This is a genomic window from Enterococcus sp. PLH-Efm8 (genome assembly GCF_053011625.1).
Genome location: NZ_CP172568.1, coordinates 1304986 through 1324123 on the forward strand (window position 1 = coordinate 1304986; position 19138 = coordinate 1324123).

20 protein-coding genes are annotated in these 19138 nt (G+C 40.5%); 19 read left to right on the top strand and 1 reads right to left on the bottom strand.

Annotation, left to right across the window (positions count from 1 at the left end; translation table 11 throughout):
• Nucleotides 1-51: 51 nt before the first annotated feature.
• The gene (locus ACIFUW_RS06500) at nucleotides 52-285 is read right to left on the bottom strand and encodes a cold-shock protein (protein ID WP_002303804.1); all 234 of its coding nucleotides are present in this window, start codon (nucleotides 283-285) and stop codon (nucleotides 52-54) included.
• 182 nt (nucleotides 286-467) lie between these two features.
• Between ACIFUW_RS06500 and ACIFUW_RS06505 the strand changes: the two genes are divergently transcribed.
• The 19 genes from ACIFUW_RS06505 to ACIFUW_RS06595 all read left to right on the top strand — a co-directional run bounded on the left by ACIFUW_RS06505 (nucleotide 468) and on the right by ACIFUW_RS06595 (nucleotide 19036).
• Complete coding sequence (locus ACIFUW_RS06505; protein ID WP_002295854.1) at nucleotides 468-2138, top strand: formate--tetrahydrofolate ligase; 1671 nt, start codon at nucleotides 468-470, stop codon at nucleotides 2136-2138.
• 146 nt (nucleotides 2139-2284) lie between these two features.
• Nucleotides 2285-2671 carry a hypothetical protein gene (locus ACIFUW_RS06510; protein ID WP_002295856.1) on the top strand — a complete coding sequence of 129 codons (387 nt, stop codon included), beginning with the start codon at nucleotides 2285-2287 and terminating at the stop codon, nucleotides 2669-2671.
• Entirely contained in the window at nucleotides 2658-3356 is a 699-nt protein-coding gene (locus ACIFUW_RS06515) for a CBS domain-containing protein (RefSeq protein ID WP_002295857.1), read from the top strand. Before ACIFUW_RS06510 ends, ACIFUW_RS06515 begins: the two co-directional genes overlap by 14 nt.
• 4 nt (nucleotides 3357-3360) lie before the next feature.
• Nucleotides 3361-3825: a signal peptidase II gene (gene lspA, locus ACIFUW_RS06520; protein ID WP_002295859.1), complete on the top strand. Its 465-nt coding sequence runs from the start codon at nucleotides 3361-3363 to the stop codon at nucleotides 3823-3825.
• Nucleotides 3822-4733, top strand: coding sequence for an RluA family pseudouridine synthase (locus tag ACIFUW_RS06525; RefSeq protein WP_002295861.1), 912 nt, complete (start codon nucleotides 3822-3824; stop codon nucleotides 4731-4733). The genes lspA and ACIFUW_RS06525 overlap by 4 nt, the downstream gene beginning before the upstream one ends.
• 234 nt (nucleotides 4734-4967) lie before the next feature.
• Nucleotides 4968-5507, top strand: a complete 540-nt coding sequence (pyrR, locus tag ACIFUW_RS06530) for a bifunctional pyr operon transcriptional regulator/uracil phosphoribosyltransferase PyrR (protein WP_002295862.1) — start codon at nucleotides 4968-4970, stop codon at nucleotides 5505-5507.
• A gap of 13 nt (nucleotides 5508-5520) precedes the next feature.
• Nucleotides 5521-6804 carry a solute carrier family 23 protein gene (locus ACIFUW_RS06535; protein WP_002288870.1) on the top strand — a complete coding sequence of 428 codons (1284 nt, stop codon included), beginning with the start codon at nucleotides 5521-5523 and terminating at the stop codon, nucleotides 6802-6804.
• A gap of 12 nt (nucleotides 6805-6816) precedes the next feature.
• Complete coding sequence (locus ACIFUW_RS06540) at nucleotides 6817-7743, top strand: aspartate carbamoyltransferase catalytic subunit (protein ID WP_002288872.1); 927 nt, start codon at nucleotides 6817-6819, stop codon at nucleotides 7741-7743.
• Nucleotides 7744-7761: 18 nt separating this feature from the next.
• Nucleotides 7762-9042: a dihydroorotase gene (locus tag ACIFUW_RS06545; RefSeq protein ID WP_002288875.1), complete on the top strand. Its 1281-nt coding sequence runs from the start codon at nucleotides 7762-7764 to the stop codon at nucleotides 9040-9042.
• A 4-nt stretch (nucleotides 9043-9046) separates the two neighbouring features.
• On the top strand, nucleotides 9047-10123 hold the full coding sequence (locus ACIFUW_RS06550) for a carbamoyl phosphate synthase small subunit (RefSeq protein WP_002288877.1): 1077 nt from the start codon (nucleotides 9047-9049) through the stop codon (nucleotides 10121-10123).
• A 4-nt stretch (nucleotides 10124-10127) separates the two neighbouring features.
• Nucleotides 10128-13313, top strand: coding sequence for a carbamoyl-phosphate synthase large subunit (gene carB, locus ACIFUW_RS06555; RefSeq protein WP_002288878.1), 3186 nt, complete (start codon nucleotides 10128-10130; stop codon nucleotides 13311-13313).
• Nucleotides 13314-13366: 53 nt separating this feature from the next.
• The gene (locus tag ACIFUW_RS06560; protein ID WP_002288879.1) at nucleotides 13367-14143 is read left to right on the top strand and encodes a dihydroorotate dehydrogenase electron transfer subunit; all 777 of its coding nucleotides are present in this window, start codon (nucleotides 13367-13369) and stop codon (nucleotides 14141-14143) included.
• The gene (locus tag ACIFUW_RS06565) at nucleotides 14140-15072 is read left to right on the top strand and encodes a dihydroorotate dehydrogenase (protein ID WP_002288880.1); all 933 of its coding nucleotides are present in this window, start codon (nucleotides 14140-14142) and stop codon (nucleotides 15070-15072) included. Before ACIFUW_RS06560 ends, ACIFUW_RS06565 begins: the two co-directional genes overlap by 4 nt.
• Nucleotides 15069-15785 (top strand): orotidine-5'-phosphate decarboxylase, encoded by a 717-nt coding sequence (pyrF, locus tag ACIFUW_RS06570; protein WP_002288882.1) that lies wholly within the window; start codon nucleotides 15069-15071, stop codon nucleotides 15783-15785. Before ACIFUW_RS06565 ends, pyrF begins: the two co-directional genes overlap by 4 nt.
• 6 nt (nucleotides 15786-15791) lie before the next feature.
• Nucleotides 15792-16421, top strand: coding sequence for an orotate phosphoribosyltransferase (gene pyrE / locus ACIFUW_RS06575; RefSeq protein ID WP_002288884.1), 630 nt, complete (start codon nucleotides 15792-15794; stop codon nucleotides 16419-16421).
• Nucleotides 16409-16723 carry a hypothetical protein gene (locus ACIFUW_RS06580; protein ID WP_002288892.1) on the top strand — a complete coding sequence of 105 codons (315 nt, stop codon included), beginning with the start codon at nucleotides 16409-16411 and terminating at the stop codon, nucleotides 16721-16723. Before pyrE ends, ACIFUW_RS06580 begins: the two co-directional genes overlap by 13 nt.
• 37 nt (nucleotides 16724-16760) lie before the next feature.
• Nucleotides 16761-17402 carry a YfbR-like 5'-deoxynucleotidase gene (locus tag ACIFUW_RS06585; protein ID WP_002288886.1) on the top strand — a complete coding sequence of 214 codons (642 nt, stop codon included), beginning with the start codon at nucleotides 16761-16763 and terminating at the stop codon, nucleotides 17400-17402.
• A 42-nt stretch (nucleotides 17403-17444) separates the two neighbouring features.
• The gene (locus ACIFUW_RS06590; RefSeq protein ID WP_002321477.1) at nucleotides 17445-18137 is read left to right on the top strand and encodes a carbonic anhydrase family protein; all 693 of its coding nucleotides are present in this window, start codon (nucleotides 17445-17447) and stop codon (nucleotides 18135-18137) included.
• Nucleotides 18134-19036 carry a LysR family transcriptional regulator gene (locus tag ACIFUW_RS06595; RefSeq protein ID WP_002288888.1) on the top strand — a complete coding sequence of 301 codons (903 nt, stop codon included), beginning with the start codon at nucleotides 18134-18136 and terminating at the stop codon, nucleotides 19034-19036. The genes ACIFUW_RS06590 and ACIFUW_RS06595 overlap by 4 nt, the downstream gene beginning before the upstream one ends.
• Nucleotides 19037-19138: the final 102 nt, after the last annotated feature.

Genomic DNA, 19138 nt, shown 5'->3' on the forward strand with positions numbered 1-19138 from the left:
AGAGTGAGACGTACGGTTCATCCCGTTTAGCGTCTCACTCTATTTGTTTATCTATTCATGCATACTAGTATCGGTAGTCTGAACGTTGCCTTTCTTGACATGGGCAGCTTGTGTTCCTCGATTCCCTTCGATGATCTCAAATTCGACCACTTGATTTTCTTCCAAAGTTTTGAATCCCTCTTCTTCAATCGCAGTAAAATGTACAAAAATTTCTTCTGTGTCATCATAACTGATAAAGCCGTATCCTTTTTTGTTGTCAAACCATTTTACAATTCCTGTGGTCAAAGCACTCACGACCTTTCTAAAGTCTGATCATAGCCTTCATTATAAAGAGTATTTATAAGTACGTCAAATAAATTAAAAACCTGTAATTTTATGTTTTTTTTCTGAATAAAAAAAGGTATAATTGGCATATCTTAACAAAGAAGATATTTTGTTGAATAAAGTTCGTGAAAAGGGGTAATCAAATGAAGAATGATCTGCAAATTTCACAAGAAACAGAGCTAGAACCGATTGTTGAAGTGGCTAGTAAATTAGATCTTAAGGAAGACGATTTGGAACTGTATGGGAAATATAAGGCGAAAATCAATTTTTCTGGAATCAATCGATCAAAGGATAACGCTGAGGGGCATTTGATCTTAGTTACTTCCATCAATCCAACACCAGCTGGCGAAGGAAAGTCAACGATCACTGTAGGGTTAGGAGACGCGCTCAATAAAATCAATAAAAAATCTGTTATTGCATTGCGAGAACCCTCACTTGGTCCTGTGATGGGAATCAAAGGTGGTGCTGCAGGCGGAGGATATGCACAGGTATTGCCTATGGAAGATATCAACTTGCATTTTACTGGTGACATGCATGCTATCACAACAGCTAATAATGCATTATCTGCTCTTTTAGATAATCATATTCATCAAGGAAATGAATTGAACATCGATGCCCGCCGAGTGATTTGGAAACGGGTAGTCGATCTCAATGATCGTGAACTGCGTAAAGTAATTGTTGGCTTGGGTGGGCCAATCCAAGGTGTTCCAAGAGAAGATGGGTTTGATATCACAGTTGCCAGCGAAATCATGGCTATCTTGTGTCTTGCGGCAGACCTTGAAGATTTAAAGGCTCGTCTTGCAAGGATCGTTGTCGGCTATACATTTGACCGTCAGCCTGTGACTGCTGGAGACTTGAAAGCAGAAGGCGCTCTGGCATTACTGCTGAAAGATGCAATCAAGCCGAATCTTGTACAAACAATTTACGGAACACCAGCTTTTGTCCACGGGGGACCGTTTGCCAATATCGCTCATGGCTGCAATAGTATTTTAGCTACCAAGACAGCATTGAGATTAGCAGATTACGTTGTCACAGAGGCAGGATTTGGTGCAGATCTTGGCGGAGAGAAATTTTTAGATATCAAAGTACCTAACTTGAAAAAAGCGCCGGATGCTGTGGTGATTGTCGCCACTGTCCGTGCATTGAAAATGCATGGCGGAATGAAAAAAGATGAACTTAAAAATGAGAATCTTGATGCTTTGAAAGTAGGTTTTGCAAATTTAAAGCGCCATATACGTAATATGGAACAATATCAGCTACCTGTGATCGTCGCAATCAATGAATTCGTAACAGATACAGACAATGAACTCACACTGTTGGAGCACTTGTGTGAAAATCAGGGGATTCTTGCCAAGAGAGCGAGTGTATGGGCAGATGGAGCAGAAGGCGGCGTTGATTTAGCAAAAGCTGTAGTACGATTGATTGATAGAAAAGAAGCTAATTACAAGCCATTATACCGCCTAGAAGAAACGATACAAGAAAAGACAGAAACAATCGTCAAGAAAATTTACGGAGGAAATGGTGTTGTTTTCAGCAAAAAAGCGCAAAAACAAATAGAAGAGTTTACGAAGAATGGATGGGACAAACTGCCGATTTGTATGGCAAAAACACAGTATTCATTTTCTGATGATCCTTCACTGCTAGGTGCACCGGAAGATTTCACCATCACGATCCGCGAAATCATCCCAAAATTAGGGGCAGGATTTTTAGTAGCCTTGACTGGAGATGTTATGACGATGCCTGGTTTGCCTAAAAAACCTGCTGCATTGAATATGGACGTGACAAATGACGGAGAAGTGTTGGGATTGTTTTAAGCTTGATTATAATCTACCATCGAAGGAGCTGTATTTTGACTACAGCTTCTTTTTTTAGACGATAGGGAATTAATTTTGTTTACACTAGGATCATTCTTTTTCTTTATTGTATTTTGAGCTATACTAAAGCATAATAGGAGGGTATGATGAAAACGACATTTATAAGAAAAACCGGTTTTTACGGTATGGGTAGCTCGATTCAGCTAAGAATCAACAATGAAAAACGCAGTGTTCTCAGTCATGAACAAAAGATAACGCTTGATCTGGAAGTGCCCTTTACGATGCAGGTCACCTTTTATTGGCTAAAAAGCCCCGTTTATACAGTGAAAGAAGCAAAGCCTGCTTATGTGATCACAATGAATTACTTGATTCTTCAAATCTATCCGTTTTTATTTCTAGCAACTGGGTTGGGGGCCGTTTTCCTACAAAATTTATTTTTCAGTTTTTTTGCAGTTATTGTGTTGATTGCGTTCTTTTTCTATATAAAAAACCGGGCATATTTGATCAAGGAGGAAAATTATGGCAAACTCTGATCTTTTTTTAATCAGTTTCAATCGAATCGAAAAATGGATGAGAGACGAGATGGGAAATGCACGAAATATGGGATTTACCGAACTTGTCAGACGCCTAGCTCAAAGAAAACAATTAATGATCAGAAAATACGAAGATGATCTTTTACAGCTTGCTCAGTTAAGGAATGCGATCGTCCATGATCGGATCGCAGTCGATTTTGTCATTGCAGAGCCAAATGATTGGACAGTCAAGCGAATCCAGCTGATCGAACAAGAACTGATTCAGCCTGAAACCGTGCTGCCTCGATTTGCAAAACGTGTAACAGGTTTTGAACAAGATCTTCCGTTACTTGAACTGTTAAAGATAGTAGCAGAAAAAAGGTATTCACAATTTCCGTTATACAATAAAGGAAAATTTGTAGCATTGATTACTTTACGTAATATCGGGTTTTGGCTAGCAAAAGAAAGCCAAAAAGGTCCGGTTGATTTAACAAATAAACGAGCGTTGGATTTGATCATCCAAAACGGAAAGTACACAAATTATCATTTTGTTCCAGCTAAAACACATATTTACGAGGTTGAAGCGATGTTTCGTGAGCAAGGGACTTTGGAAGCCGTACTTATCACTAAAGATGGGAATCCCGATGGTAATCTGCTCGGGATCGTACGACCTCGTGATATTTATAAACAAATAGAAAAGGATTGATTTTTTGTTAATTATTTATTGGATATTCAGCGCTTTGCTAGTAGGAGTGGATCAGTTGGTCAAATGGTGGATCACTGATAATCTAGCGCTTGGAGAGACGAAAAATCTTATACCAGGTATTTTGTCACTGAATCATATTCGAAACACTGGAGCCGCATGGAGTATGCTAGAAGGGAAGATGTGGTTCTTTACTATAGTGACACTCATTGCAGTCGTTGTGATTCTCACATTGATGATTAAAAATCGTGAAAAAGGTAATCGCTGGTTCATGATTGGATTGAGTTTGATTCTAGCTGGTGCGATTGGCAATTTTATCGACCGTATTCGTCTTGGCTATGTAGTAGATATGTTCCAGACAGATTTTATGAGCTTTCCGATTTTTAACGTAGCAGATGTGACACTTGTATGTGGAGTGATTTGTATGTTAATTTATATTATTTTAGATGAAAAGGATCAAAGAAAAAAATGACAGAACTTAAAACGACGATTCACCATGAATCTGGTAGGATCGATAAAGTATTGACTAATTTATTCACCGATTACAGTCGTTCGCAAATTCAGCTGTGGCTGAAAAATGGAGCGGTTTCTGTCAATGGACAGCCAGTCAAAGCAAATTACAAAGTAAAACAAGGAGACGAGATTACTGTCTTGATCCCCGAACCAGAAACATTAGATGTGGTCCCAGAAAATATCCCGTTGACGATCGTTTACGAAGATGAAGATGTAGCGGTGATAAACAAACCTCAAGGAATGGTCGTTCATCCTTCAGCAGGTCATACGCATGGCACAATGGTCAATGCGCTGATGTACCATATCAAGGATCTTTCTACGATCAACGGCGTTATTCGTCCAGGTATTGTTCACCGAATCGACAAAGATACTTCCGGACTGCTAATGGTTGCCAAAAATGACCAGGCACACGAATCATTAGCTCAGCAATTAAAAGATAAGACCTCTTTGCGCAAATATGTTGCTTTAGTCCATGGAGAGATTCCTCACGAAAAAGGAACCATCAATGCGCCAATCGGCCGTTCGAAGGAAAACCGGAAAATGCAGGCGATAAGAGAAGATGGGAAGTCGGCTGTCACACATTTTACTGTATTGGAACGTTTCGAAGGATTTACTCTGGTTGAATTAAAACTAGAAACCGGAAGAACACACCAGATCCGTGTGCATATGAAGTATATCGGTTATCCGTTAGCTGGAGATCCAGTATACGGACCGAAGAAAACTTTGAAAGGCAATGGTCAGTTTCTCCATGCGCAAATGTTAGGTTTTACGCACCCGACTACAAACGAAAAGATGATCTTTGAAGCACCTCTTCCAGAAGTTTTTGAAAAAACTTTAGAAAAATTAAGAAAAAACATTGCATTTTAATTTAGATAACGGTATAGTAATTAACAACGAAAGCATAAAACTTAATAGAATTCCTTTAAGTTTAGTCCCGTGAGGCTAAGAAGGGTGGGAGCAAGGATACGTATGGTGCGCCATAAGTAGATTGCTCATTGACATAGTATAGCTATCAGTGTATCAGTATACGCTCAGTCTAAACATTCCTCCTGTCCTCTTAGGGCAGGAGTTTTTTTATGCAAAAAAGTAGGGGGAATGAAAATGCAAGCAAAAGAAGTAGTAGATCAGGTAACCATGAAGCGAGCATTGACTCGAATTACTTATGAGATTATCGAGAGAAACCATAGTATCCAAGATATCGTATTGGTAGGTATCAAAACACGAGGAATCTACATTGCATCAAGAATTGCCGAACGCCTGAAGCAGCTAGAAGATATCGATATTCCTGTAGGAGAACTGGATATCACTTTATACCGAGATGACAAAAAAGAAAATCCAGAAGAACCGGAACTTCATTCTTCTGACATCCCAGTTTCCTTAGAAGGAAAAGAAGTTATTTTGATTGATGATGTTTTGTATACAGGACGAACGATTCGAGCAGCAATGGACGCAGTAATGGATTTTGGCAGACCAAGAAAAATTTCATTAGCAGTCCTGGTCGATCGTGGGCATCGAGAATTGCCAATCCGTGCAGATTATGTTGGGAAGAACATTCCAACATCTCGGGCGGAAGAGATTTTAGTAGAGATGCAAGAGCTTGATGGACAAGATCGCATCATGATTTTGAAAGAGGAAGATTAGAGGAGAGAGAAACATGTCGGAGAAAAAAGGATTTCATAATGATGACGTGGTGTTAGATATCCACGATCGCCCAACCCCAGGACATTGGGTAGGATTAAGTTTACAACACTTGTTCACGATGTTCGGAGCAACCGTGTTAGTCCCCATCTTAGTAGGTATCGATCCAGGTATTGCGCTAGTCAGTTCAGGACTAGGTACATTGGTGTACTTATTTACTACTAAAGGAAAGATACCTGCGTACTTAGGAAGCAGCTTCGCTTTCATTGCAGCGATGCAGCTTTTGATGAAAACAGATGGTTATCCAGCGATTGCACAAGGAGCAGTCACAACTGGATTAGTCTATTTGATTGTTGCGCTGATCATCAAAAAGATCGGTTCAGCATGGCTGGATAAAATCTTGCCTCCAATCGTCGTCGGTCCAGTCATCATGGTTATCGGGTTGGGACTTGCGGCAAATGCAGCAACAAATGCTATGTATAATCAGGGCACGTATGATTTCAAGTATATTGCTGTAGCGCTGATCACATTAGGATTAACAATTTTCTTCAACATGTGGCTAAGAGGTTTTCTCGGATTGATTCCGATTTTACTAGGTATTATTAGCGGATACATCGTAGCCTTGCTGTTTGGAATCGTGGATACTAAGCCAATCGTAGACGCTGCCTGGTTTGCTGTTCCTAACTTTGAGATTCCCTTTGTACAATATGAACCAAAGCTATATCTTGGAGCAATCACAACAATGGCACCCATCGCTTTTGTGACGATGACAGAGCATATCGGCCATCTTATGGTATTGAATAAACTAACTAAACGTAATTTCTTTGAAGAACCGGGTCTTCATAAGACGTTGACAGGTGATGGATTAGCACAAATCGTGGCAGCCTTTGTCGGAGGTCCTCCTGTAACAAGTTACGGTGAAAACATTGGTGTTCTGGCTATCACACGTGTCCATAGCGTGTTTGTGATCGGTGGAGCTGCAGTATTTGCAGTCATTTTAGGATTCGTAGGAAAATTAAGCGCTTTGATTTTAAGTATCCCTGGACCAGTCATCTCAGGAATCAGTTTTATCTTATTTGGAGTAATTGCCGCAAGTGGAATGAAGATTTTAATCGAGAACAAAATCGATTTTGATAAAAAGAAAAATCTGTTGATTGCTTCAGTTATCTTAGTAGTAGGAATTGGCGGACTCGTCTTTGAAGTAGGCACATTTACATTGTCGGCAATGGCATTAGCAACTGTACTTGGCATCATTTTAAATCTTATCTTACCAGAAACTTCACGAAGCGAAGAAAACTAAGGAGGAAACATTATGATCATCAAATCAGAACGTATCAGCTTAAAGCATTTATTGACCGTTGAGGCACTTACTGATCAAGAAGTTATGGGCTTGATCCGCAGAGGGCAGGAATTCAAGCAAGGTGCTAATTGGACTCCGCAAAAGCGCCAGTACTTTGCTACAAACCTCTTTTTCGAAAATAGTACTCGCACACATAAAAGCTTCGATGTAGCGGAGAAAAAACTAGGGCTAGAAGTGATTGAATTTGAAGCAAGCACAAGCTCTGTCCAAAAAGGGGAAACACTATACGATACAGTACTGACGATGTCAGCATTAGGCGTAGACGTAGCGGTTATCCGTCATGGTGATGAGAACTATTATGACGAACTGATACAAAGTAAAACAATCCAGTGTTCGATTATCAATGGAGGAGACGGAAGCGGACAGCATCCAACCCAATGCTTGCTTGATTTGATGACCATTTATGAAGAATTTGGTCATTTTGAAGGTCTGAAAGTTGCCATCGTAGGTGATATCACTCACTCTCGCGTAGCTAAATCCAATATGCAGATGTTAAAACGTCTAGGCGCACAAGTATTCTTCTCAGGTCCTAGAGAATGGTACGACGATGAATTCGAAGTGTACGGACATTATATGCCATTGGATGAACTACTAGATCAAGTTGATGTCATGATGATGCTTCGGGTGCAACACGAACGCCATGATGGAAAAGAAAGTTTCTCAAAAGAAGGCTACCATCAGGAACATGGGTTAACAGTTGAGCGTGCGAAGAAGTTGCAAAAACATGCAATCATTATGCACCCAGCACCAGTTAACCGTGATGTAGAATTAGCTGATTCATTAGTGGAAGGATTACAGTCGCGGATCGTTCAGCAAATGAGCAATGGAGTATTCGTCAGAATGGCAATCTTAGAAGCAGTGCTAAATGGAAAAGCGTAATTATAGGAGGATGAAAAAATGAAAACACTCATTAAAAACGGTCAGATCAATACACGAAAAAATATGACGACACCAGCAGAAATTTGGATAGAAGATGGGCGAATCAAAGCAATCGGTACAGGATTCTCAGAAGCCGAATTTGATGAAGTGTTTGATGCAAAGGGACAATTGATCACACCTGGTTTAGTGGACGTCCATGTTCATTTGAGAGAGCCAGGATTTACATACAAGGAGACGATCGAAGCTGGGACTCGCTCAGCTGCTCGTGGCGGTTTCACTACTGTATGCGCGATGCCGAATTTAAATCCTGTACCTGATACGGCAGAAAAGCTGAGACAAGTATATGACATCATTAGAAAAGATGCAGTTGTGAAGGTATTGCAGTATGCGCCAATCACAGAAAATCTGCGAAGTGAGAAATTAGTTGATCAAGAAGCACTGATTGAAGAAGGTGCTTTTGCTTTCACAAATGACGGTGTAGGTGTCCAAACAGCTGGGACGATGTATCTGGCTATGAAAGAAGCTGCAAAAAACAATAAAGCCCTAGTAGCCCATACAGAAGATGAATCTTTATTATTTGGCGGCGTTATGCACGCTGGCAAGAAGGCAGAAGAACTTGGTCTTCCCGGGATCTTAAGCGTAACCGAGTCTTCTCAAATTGCTAGAGATCTGTTGCTAGCTGAAGCAACTGGTGTTCATTACCATGTTTGCCATGTTTCTACTAAAGAAAGTGTCCGTGTAATCAGAGACGCAAAAAAAGCAGGAATCCACGTAACAGCAGAAGTTTCACCCCATCATCTTATTTTGATCGACGAAGATATTCCCGAAGATTTCGGCTTTTGGAAAATGAACCCGCCGCTAAGAGGACGGGAGGACAGAGAAGCTTTGATCGAAGGCTTGCTTGACGGTACGATCGATTGCATCGCTACAGACCATGCCCCCCATGGATTAGAAGAAAAAAGCCAAAGTTTCATGAAATCACCATTTGGTATCGTAGGAAGCGAAACAGCGTTTCAACTGATCTATACTCATTTTGTAGAAACTGGTCGATTCACGTTGGAACAAGTGATCAATTGGTTGGCAGTTAAACCGGCTGAGATTTTTGGTTTGAATGCAGGAACGCTAACGGTTGGTGCCCCCGCTGATGTAGCAGTTTTTGATATTACACAAACTTGCACGATCGATAAAGAAGACTTTTTATCAAAAGGGGAGAATACACCTTTTATCGGCTGGAAAGTAAAAGGCGAAACACAAATGACTTTTGTCAACGGAAAACTTGTGTGGCAGAAGGGAGAATAAAAGTATGGAACGTTTGCTTATATTAGAAGATGGAACAGTTTTCGAAGGAAAGGCTTTTGGTGCAGATGCTAGTGTCTTCGGAGAAATCGTTTTTACAACAAGTATGACTGGTTATCAAGAAACTATCACTGATCAAAGTTTTAACGGTCAAATCATTACATTTACCTATCCTATGGTGGGTAATTATGGGGTAAATAGAGATGATTATGAATCGATTTCTCCAACATGCAAAGGAGTAGTAGTAAAAGAACATGCACGTGTAGCTTCAAACTGGCGAAACCAAATGACGCTAGATTCATTTTTGAAACAAAAAGGAATTCCTGGAATATCAGGTATCGATACGCGCGCCCTTACTCGCAAAATCCGTGAAGTCGGAACGATGAAAGCTAGTATAGTTGATGCTGGAGATTCCTTCGAACATGCATTTGATCAGCTGAAAGCAACCGTTCTAGCAACCAATCAAGTGCAGCAAGTCTCAACTAACAAACCTTATCCAAGTCCAGGAACAGGTCGGAAAGTCATTGTCATTGACTTCGGCTTGAAACATAGTATTTTACGAGAATTGAGTAAAAGAAACTGTAACCTCACAGTACTTCCCTATAACACAGATGCCGAGACGATTTTAGCGCTATCACCAGACGGAGTCATGCTGACGAATGGACCTGGTGATCCAAAAGATGTGCCAGAAGCAATCGAAATGATCAAAAAAATCCAAGGAAAAGTACCGATTTTTGGTATTTGTCTCGGTCACCAGTTATTTGCTTTAGCCAACGGTGCAGATACCTATAAAATGAAATTCGGACATCGAGGATTAAATCACCCGGTACGAGAAGTAGCGACCGGAAGAATTGATTTTACTTCTCAAAATCATGGCTATGCAGTCGATGAAGCCACGATTGATCCAGAAAAACTCATCGTAACTCATGTAGAAGTAAATGACGGAACAGTAGAAGGAGTCAAACACAGAGATTATCCCGCTTTCAGTGTGCAGTTTCATCCAGATGCTGCCCCTGGTCCGCATGATGCACTACATTTATTTGATGAATTTATGGAAATGATGGACGCAGGAAAGGAGCAGTAAACAGATGCCGAAACGTACAGATATCAAGAAAATTATGGTGATTGGATCTGGTCCGATCATCATTGGTCAAGCCGCAGAATTTGACTACGCAGGAACACAAGCCTGCCTTGCCTTAAAAGAAGAAGGATATGAAGTGGTTTTAGTAAATTCTAATCCTGCGACGATCATGACGGATAAAGAAGTGGCAGATCAAGTATATATCGAACCGATCACACTTGAATTTGTATCAAGGATTCTTCGAAAAGAGCGTCCAGATGCTCTCCTTCCAACTTTAGGCGGACAGACAGGCCTCAATATGGCAATGGAGCTGGCAGCATCAGGTATTTTAGAAGAATTGAACATAGAACTTCTAGGAACAAAGCTTTCTGCGATCGATCAAGCAGAAGATCGTGATCTATTCAAACAGTTGATGAAAGAATTGAATCAGCCAATCCCCGAGTCTGAAATCGTCAATACAGTAGAAGAAGCTGTAGATTTTGCAAATAAAATCGGCTATCCTGTCATCGTTCGTCCAGCCTTTACTTTAGGCGGAACTGGTGGAGGTATGTGTGAAAATGAAGAAGAATTACGTATCGTATCAGAAAATGGATTAAGTCTTTCCCCCGCTACCCAATGTTTGATTGAACGAAGTATTGCAGGTTTTAAAGAAATTGAATATGAAGTGATGAGAGATTCGGCTGATAATGCAATCGTTGTCTGCAATATGGAAAATTTTGACCCGGTGGGTATCCATACAGGTGATTCTATCGTATTTGCCCCTAGTCAAACATTGTCTGACCATGAATATCAAATGCTTCGTGATGCTTCTCTTTCGATTATTCGAGCACTTAAGATCGAGGGAGGCTGTAATGTCCAACTCGCTCTTGATCCACATAGTTTTAATTATTATGTGATTGAAGTCAATCCGCGTGTTTCTCGTTCATCTGCGTTAGCAAGTAAGGCGACTGGCTATCCGATCGCTAAGCTAGCTGCTAAAATAGCGCTTGGATTAACATTAGACGAAATGAAAAATCCTGTTACAGGAACGACTTTTGCAGAATTTGAACCTGCATTAGATTATGTTGTAGCTAAAATTCCTCGCTGGCCGTTTGATAAGTTTGAAAACGGAGAACGGCTTTTAGGCACGCAGATGAAAGCAACTGGTGAAGTGATGGCTATCGGTCGGAATATCGAAGAGTCTTTATTGAAAGCTGTGCGTTCTTTAGAAATCGGTACACACCATATCGAACTTCCTGAGTTGGCAGACATCACGGACGATGACCTAATCCAAAAAGTGGTTCGAGCACAAGATGATCGCCTGTTTTATGTAGCTGAAGCTATTAGAAGAGGGTACACCATAGAAGAATTAGCGGATTTGACAAAAATCGATTTATTCTTTTTAGATAAACTGTTGCATATCGTAGAAATCGAACAGCAGTTGAAACAGCAGCCGTTGGATGACAAGATATTGAAAACAGCGAAACAAAACGGTTTTACAGACAAAAAAGTGGCGGAGCTGTGGGAAATAAACGAAGAAGCCGTTCGCCAGATGAGAAAAGAAAATGATTTGATTCCTGTATATAAGATGGTTGACACTTGTGCAGCGGAATTCGAATCAAAAACACCTTATTTTTATAGTTCCTATGAATATGAAAATGAAAGTTCACGATCAGAAAAGCCCTCAATTCTAGTACTGGGATCTGGTCCTATCCGTATCGGACAAGGGGTTGAATTTGACTATGCGACTGTGCATTCTGTCAAAGCAATCCAGCAGGCAGGATACGAAGCAATCATCATGAACAGCAATCCTGAAACAGTTTCGACTGACTTTTCTATTTCGGATAAATTATATTTTGAGCCATTGACCTTCGAAGATGTGATGAATGTGATCGAGCTAGAACAGCCGATAGGAGTAATCGTTCAATTTGGTGGTCAGACAGCAATCAACTTAGCCGAACCTTTGACTGCTGCTGGTGTAAAAATCTTAGGGACAACGATCGAAGACTTGGATCGTGCGGAAAATCGTGATTTATTCGAGCAAGCGCTGAAAGAGTTGGATATTCCTCAACCTTTAGGGGATACTGCTACAAGTAAAGAAGAAGCCGTGGTTATCGCTTCGAGAATTGGTTATCCAGTTCTTGTTCGTCCAAGCTATGTATTAGGCGGACGTGCGATGGAAATCGTTGAAAACCAGCGAGATTTAGAAGATTACATGGAACATGCTGTGAAAGCATCTCCAGAACATCCAGTACTAGTGGACCGTTACTTGCTTGGTGGTGAATGCGAAGTGGATGCGATTTGTGACGGTGAAACAGTACTCATCCCAGGGATCATGGAGCATATTGAGCGTGCTGGTGTCCATTCAGGGGATTCAATGGCTGTGTATCCACCTCAAACATTATCTGAATCGATCAAGAAAACGATCGAAGATTACACGATCCGCTTAGCATTAGGTTTGAATTGTGTCGGGATGATGAATATCCAGTTTGTCATCCATGAAAATGAGGTTTATGTGATCGAAGTCAATCCTCGAGCAAGTCGGACTGTTCCATTCTTAAGTAAGGTGACAGGAATTCCAATGGCACAAATTGCGACGAAAGCTATTTTGGGAGAGAAACTAAAGACACTTGGTTATGAAAACGGACTTTATCCAGAAACAAAAGAAGTTCATGTTAAAGCACCTGTCTTTTCTTTTACGAAATTGCAGAAAGTTGATACTTACTTAGGGCCTGAAATGAAATCGACTGGAGAAGTAATGGGATCTGACAGACAATTAGACAAAGCTTTGTACAAGGCATTCGAAGCTTCTGGATTACACTTGCCTGAATATGGAGCCGTATTATTTACGATTGCGGACGAAACAAAAGAAGAAGCACTAGAATTAGCTAAACGTTTTACAGAAATTGGCTATAGTCTGATAGGAACGAAACATACAGCTGCTTATTTCGAAAAAAATGGTCTGGTCGTTGAAACAGTAGCGAAAATTTCTGAGGAAGCAGCAGAAAAAAATGTAGTCGACTTAATAAGAGATGGTAAAACACAAGTGGTTGTCAATACGATTGATAAAGATCGGGGAAATGCTTCTAAAGACGGTTTCATCATCCGAAGAGAAGCAGTTGAACATGGTATTCCATTGTTTACTTCTTTAGACACAGCAGATGCGATCGTTCGAGTGATGGAATCCCGTGCTTTTTCAACTAACCCTATTTAACGGCGAGCACATGTTAAGACAAAAAGACGAAAAACCGTTGCAGGAGGGGACAGATGAAACAAGAAATGATGGAAATCGTTCAGCAAAAACAGCTGGCACCAAAGATTTTTGAAATGACATTGAAAGGTGATCTAGTAAAAGAAATGCAGCAACCAGGACAGTTCTTGCATATTCTCGTGCCGCGTGCAGACTTGCTATTACGCCGACCGATTAGCTTGAATCATATCGACCACGAAACAAATACTTGCCGTATCATTTATCGGGTGGAAGGTGAGGGGACTAGAGTCTTCTCTACTCTTTCTGCCGGAGACCATTTAGATGTCATGGGTCCTTTAGGCAATGGTTTTGATTTGTCCAATCTTCATACAGGAGACGAAGTATTTATAATCGGTGGAGGAATCGGTGTCCCTCCTCTATATGAGTTATCAAAACAGTTAGTCGAAAAAGGAATTAAGCCAACGCATTTTTTAGGTTTTGCCACACATGAAGTCGTTTATTATGAAAAAGAATTTAATCGTCTAGGAGAAACAAGAATCGCTACTGACGATGGAACATACGGTATGCACGGAAATGTCGGTAATTTATTGTTAGGAACGAAGACGGAACCTACAGCTGTTTTTGCATGTGGTTCAAACGGGTTATTGAAGACAGTGGAACAGCTGTTTTCTTCGCATCAAAATGTCCAGTTATCATTAGAATCCCGCATGGCATGTGGGATAGGGGCTTGCTATGCTTGCGTTTGTCATACGCCGGAAGATGAAACAGGAACAAAAAGTGTGAAAGTTTGTGACGAAGGACCGATTTTTAAAATAGGAGAGGTAATTATATGAATGAGAATCCTTTAGCGGTCAAACTTCCTGGCCTAGAATTAAAAAATCCTATCATGCCGGCAAGCGGCTGTTTCGGTTTTGGCAAAGAATACGGAAAATACTATGATTTGAATCAGCTTGGATCGATCATGGTCAAGGCAACGACTCCAAATGCCCGCTTTGGCAATCCCACGCCAAGAGTGGCGGAAACACCATCTGGCATGTTGAATGCAATTGGTTTGCAAAATCCTGGTCTAGACGTTGTTATGCATAAACTTCTTCCAGAATTAGAGGAGTACAATGAGTTACCCATCATCGCAAATGTTGCTGGTGCTTGTGAAGAAGACTATGTAGAAGTTTGTAGCAAAATTGGCGAAGCACCAAATGTGAAAGCAATCGAGCTGAACATTTCTTGCCCAAATGTCAAACATGGCGGAATTGCTTTTGGAACAGATTCTGATGTTGCTTTTCAATTAACACAAGCAGTAAAGAAAGTTTCTTCTGTTCCTGTCTATGTCAAATTGTCCCCAAATGTAACAGACATCGTTCCAATCGCTCAGGCAATCGAAGCTGGAGGGGCAGATGGGTTTACGATGATCAATACTCTTCTTGGTATGCGGATTGACCTTAAGACAAGAAAACCGATTTTAGCCAATCAAACAGGTGGACTCTCCGGACCAGCAATCAAGCCTGTCGCTATTCGTTTGATTCACCAAGTAGCAAGTATATCCAGCCTTCCAATCATTGGGATGGGCGGCGTGCAGACAGTGGATGATGTTCTTGAGATGTTTATGGCTGGAGCAAGTGCTGTAGCTATAGGGACCGCGAATTTCACCGATCCGTATATCTGTCCTAAACTAATTAAAGAGCTCCCTGTGCGAATGAGCGAACTAGGCATCGAATCGCTGGAAAGATTAATCAAAGAAGTGAGAGAGGAACGTGAACGATGAATCAACTAGACCAACGACCAATTATTGCATTAGATTTTTCAACTAGGCAAGAGGTAGAAGACTTTCTTCGATTTTTCCCGAAAGAAGAAAAATTGTTTGTGAAAATCGGAATGGAATTGTTCTACCAAGAAGGACCTGAAATCGTACGTTATCTAAAAGAGGCTGGTCATAATGTATTTTTAGATCTGAAACTTCACGATATTCCGAATACGGTCGAAAAAGCAATGCGGGGATTGGCAAAGCTTGGTGTTGATCTCACCTGTGTTCATGCCGCTGGCGGTATTCGTATGATGGAGGCGGCAATGCGAGGATTAGAAGAGGGGACTCCAGAAGGTGGAAAACGTCCGCTACTTCTAGCTATCACTCAGCTTACTTCTACAAGTGAAGAAGAAATGCATGCCGATCAACTAATCGAAGTTTCTTTAGAAAAAAGTGTGATCCATTATGCTAGCTGTGCCAAAAAAGCAGGATTAGATGGTGTGGTTTCTTCTGCTTGGGAAGTAGAAGCGATCAAAGAAATGGCAGGAGACGAATTTGTTTGCTTAACTCCGGGTATAAGACCAGAAGGAACAGTCGCAGGAGATCAGACAAGAGTAGTCACACCTTCTCAGGCAAAAAAGATCGGCTCAACTTTTATCGTTATAGGTCGACCAATCACTCAGTCAACTAATCCTTATAAAGCATATCAAACGATTCAAACAGAATGGAGCTAACCTAAAATGAATGTTGAACAAAGTATCGCAAAAGACTTATTAGAAATTGAAGCAGTATTTTTAAATCCAAGTAATCCTTTTACATGGGCAAGTGGAATCAAAAGCCCAATTTACTGTGATAACCGAATCACGATGAGCTATCCAAAAGTCCGAAAAGAGATCGCAAAAGGATTAGCAAGCAAAATCAAAGAAGCTTACCCTGAAGTACAAGTGATTGCTGGAACTGCAACAGCAGGAATCCCTCATGCCGCATGGGTAGCGGAAATACTGGATTTGCCAATGGTCTATATTCGAAGTAAGGCGAAAGATCATGGGAAAGGTAACCAAATCGAAGGACGTATATTTGAAGGTCAGAAGATGGTTGTGATCGAGGATTTGATTTCTACAGGCGGAAGTGTCTTGGAAGCAGCTGAAGCAGCAAAAAGAGAAGGTGCGGATATCCTTGGTGTTGCGGCTATCTTTACGTATGAGTTGCCAAAAGGAAAAGCAAATTTCGAAAAAGCCGAAATCCCTCTTATGACGTTGACCAATTATTCTGTATTGATTGAAGCAGCTTTAGAAGATCGTTATATCGATGAGCAAGAATTAACTCTGCTAAAAGAATGGAAAAAAGATCCTGAAAATTGGCAGATTTAAGCGCGCTTGATGAAGATAGAGAAATCCGATTTGTGTCTCCAGAATCATCAATTGGAATAGCAAAAATCCAAAAACTGATTGCGAGAAGCATCTTTTCATCAGGTATGAAAAGAAACTTCTATCGTGATCAGTTTTTGATTTTTTTAAAATTCATTTTTCTAAGACTGGTTAGCAGAAAGAAGAGAATAATCTCTTCTCTTTTTTCTATTATATATAGATTTTCTCTATTTTTTGGTAAGGGAGCTGTTTCAAAAATGGTAAAGAGCGGAAATGTTGCGAATATCAGTTATTTAATGATATGATATTCGGAAAAAGAAATCTCAAAGGGAGGTAACTTTTATGGGGTTGAATGAATTTATTTTAGGATTGAACAATTTAGAGACGATCACAAGGGCACCTGGATTTTTTAAATATACAGAGCATACAGTTGCAGCACATTCGTATCGTGTAGCATCTATTGCGCAAGTTCTAGGAGACATTGAAGAAGCGAATGGACAACCGATCGATTGGAAACTGCTCTATGAAAAATCATTGAATCATGACTACACAGAGCGTTTTATTGGTGATATCAAAACGCCGGTGAAATACGCAAGCAAAGAGTTAAGAGGGATGCTGCAAACAGTTGAAGAAAAGATGACGGACGAATTCATCAACCAAGAGATTCCAGCTGAGTTCCAAGAAGTTTATCGCCGTCGGTTGTTCGAAGGAAAAGATGAAACCGTAGAAGGAGAACTATTAGCCATTTCAGATAAGGTTGACCTTCTTTATGAATCTTTTGATGAAATCATCAAAAATAACCCGGAAAAAGTTTATAAGGAGATGTTCATTGAGGCAGTGACTACGATTAAAAGCTTTGAACATCGGCCTTCTGTTCAGTATTTCTTTAAAGAGATATTTCCGGAACTATTGAACCAGGAATTTTATGGAAAAGAGGCGTTTTTAGAAACCGTCTCAACGATTGTAAAGAAAGAAGAAAAATAAAAATGATATGAGATGCAGGGGGAAGTATAGTTGAAAAAGAATATGGATGTCGAATGGGGCTATTCTGGAGACAAAGGTCCGGAAAATTGGGCGAGTTTATGTGATTGGTTTGCGAGAGGTGCGGAATTTCCATTGCAGTCGCCTATTCATTTGACCAAGGGGGAAGAAACCAAAATAGAAGGAGACACGCTTTCCTTTCATTATCAAAAGCAACGGTTTACTGACAAGGAATTCAAAAACACGATTCATTTAGTACCTTTTGACCAACTCAGTTATGTAGAGTTCAAGAAAGAACGCTATTATTTGACAGATATTCATTTCCACTTGCCTTCTGAACATATCATCAACGGAAAACAGGAAGATATTGAATTTCATTTTGTTCATATGAACAGCAAAAAAGAGAATCTAGTTGTGGGTGTCATGTACCAGCTAATGGTACAGGAAGGTTGGCTGTATAATCAAGAAAATGGGGAAAGTTGGAACTTAGAAAAACATGAGCATTGGGTAAATCCGGATGTGTTCTTTCCGGAGCAAAAAAGCCATTTCCATTATATTGGCTCATTGACAACTCCGCCTACCAGCGGGCCAATCCAATGGTTTGTAATGGATCATGTAGGAAAACTGAACCAAGAGTTTCTTCTCCCCTTCGATGGTCAGTATGCTCGACCGAACAACCGACCAATCCAGCCCTTGAATGGAAGAGAAATTTATTATTTCGAGGAGTTTGAGCAATGAATATTCAGCAGATGAAATACGTGGTCGCTGTAGCAAACAATGGTAGTTTCAGAGAAGCGGCAAAGAAAATGTTTGTCTCCCAGCCAAGTCTTTCAGCTGGTATCAAAGAATTAGAAACCGAGTTAGGGATCACGCTGTTTACTCGAACGAATCGAGGGGCATATTTAACAGAAGAAGGGCAAGACTTCTTAAATCGTGCCGAGAAAATATTGGTCCAGCTTGATACATTAGAAACTCACTATCTAACGAGTGAAAAGAGAGACAATTTTTCGATCGCTGCCCAGCATTATGATTTCTTAGGTCCTTTGACCGCACAGCTACTCGAGGAATTCAAAGACGAGATCAAACAATTTCGGATCATGGAGACGACAACAGCGAGAGTGATCGAAGAAGTCAAAGAGCAGCACAGTGAGATCGGCATTATTTATATGAATGAGCATAATCAAGCTGGTATCAGAAGATATTTACAACAAGGAGAGCTAAGTGGCCGCAGCATTGGAAAATTCAAAACGCATATTTTTTTAAGGCAAGGACATCCATTAGCTGAACACGCAGAGATCACCAAAGAAGAATTGTTATCTTATCCTCAAGTTCGTTTTACACAGGATGGAAATAATTTCCCGTATTTTTATGAAGACCTTATCGAGATCCCTGATCAAGAAACAGTGATTTATACGAGTGATCGAGGTACTTTGATGAATATCGTTCTTGAAACTGATGCTTACGCTTCAGGATCTGGTATTGTGATTGGAGGGATTCGCGAGCACTTGCGGTTAATCCCTTTGGCAGAAGGCGAACTAAATGAATTTTATATCATTTATTCGGCGAAACGTCCGCTCAGTGAAATCGCTCAAAGATTTATCAAAGAGCTTACTCGGTTACTGGACCAGCAGAGCTAAGAAAAGCAGATGAGAACGCTGTTTATTGAACACCGTTGATCAAAAAAGAGGGGTTGTGACAGAATTTTGTCACAACTCCTCTTTTTGTAGCAAACAATTTAT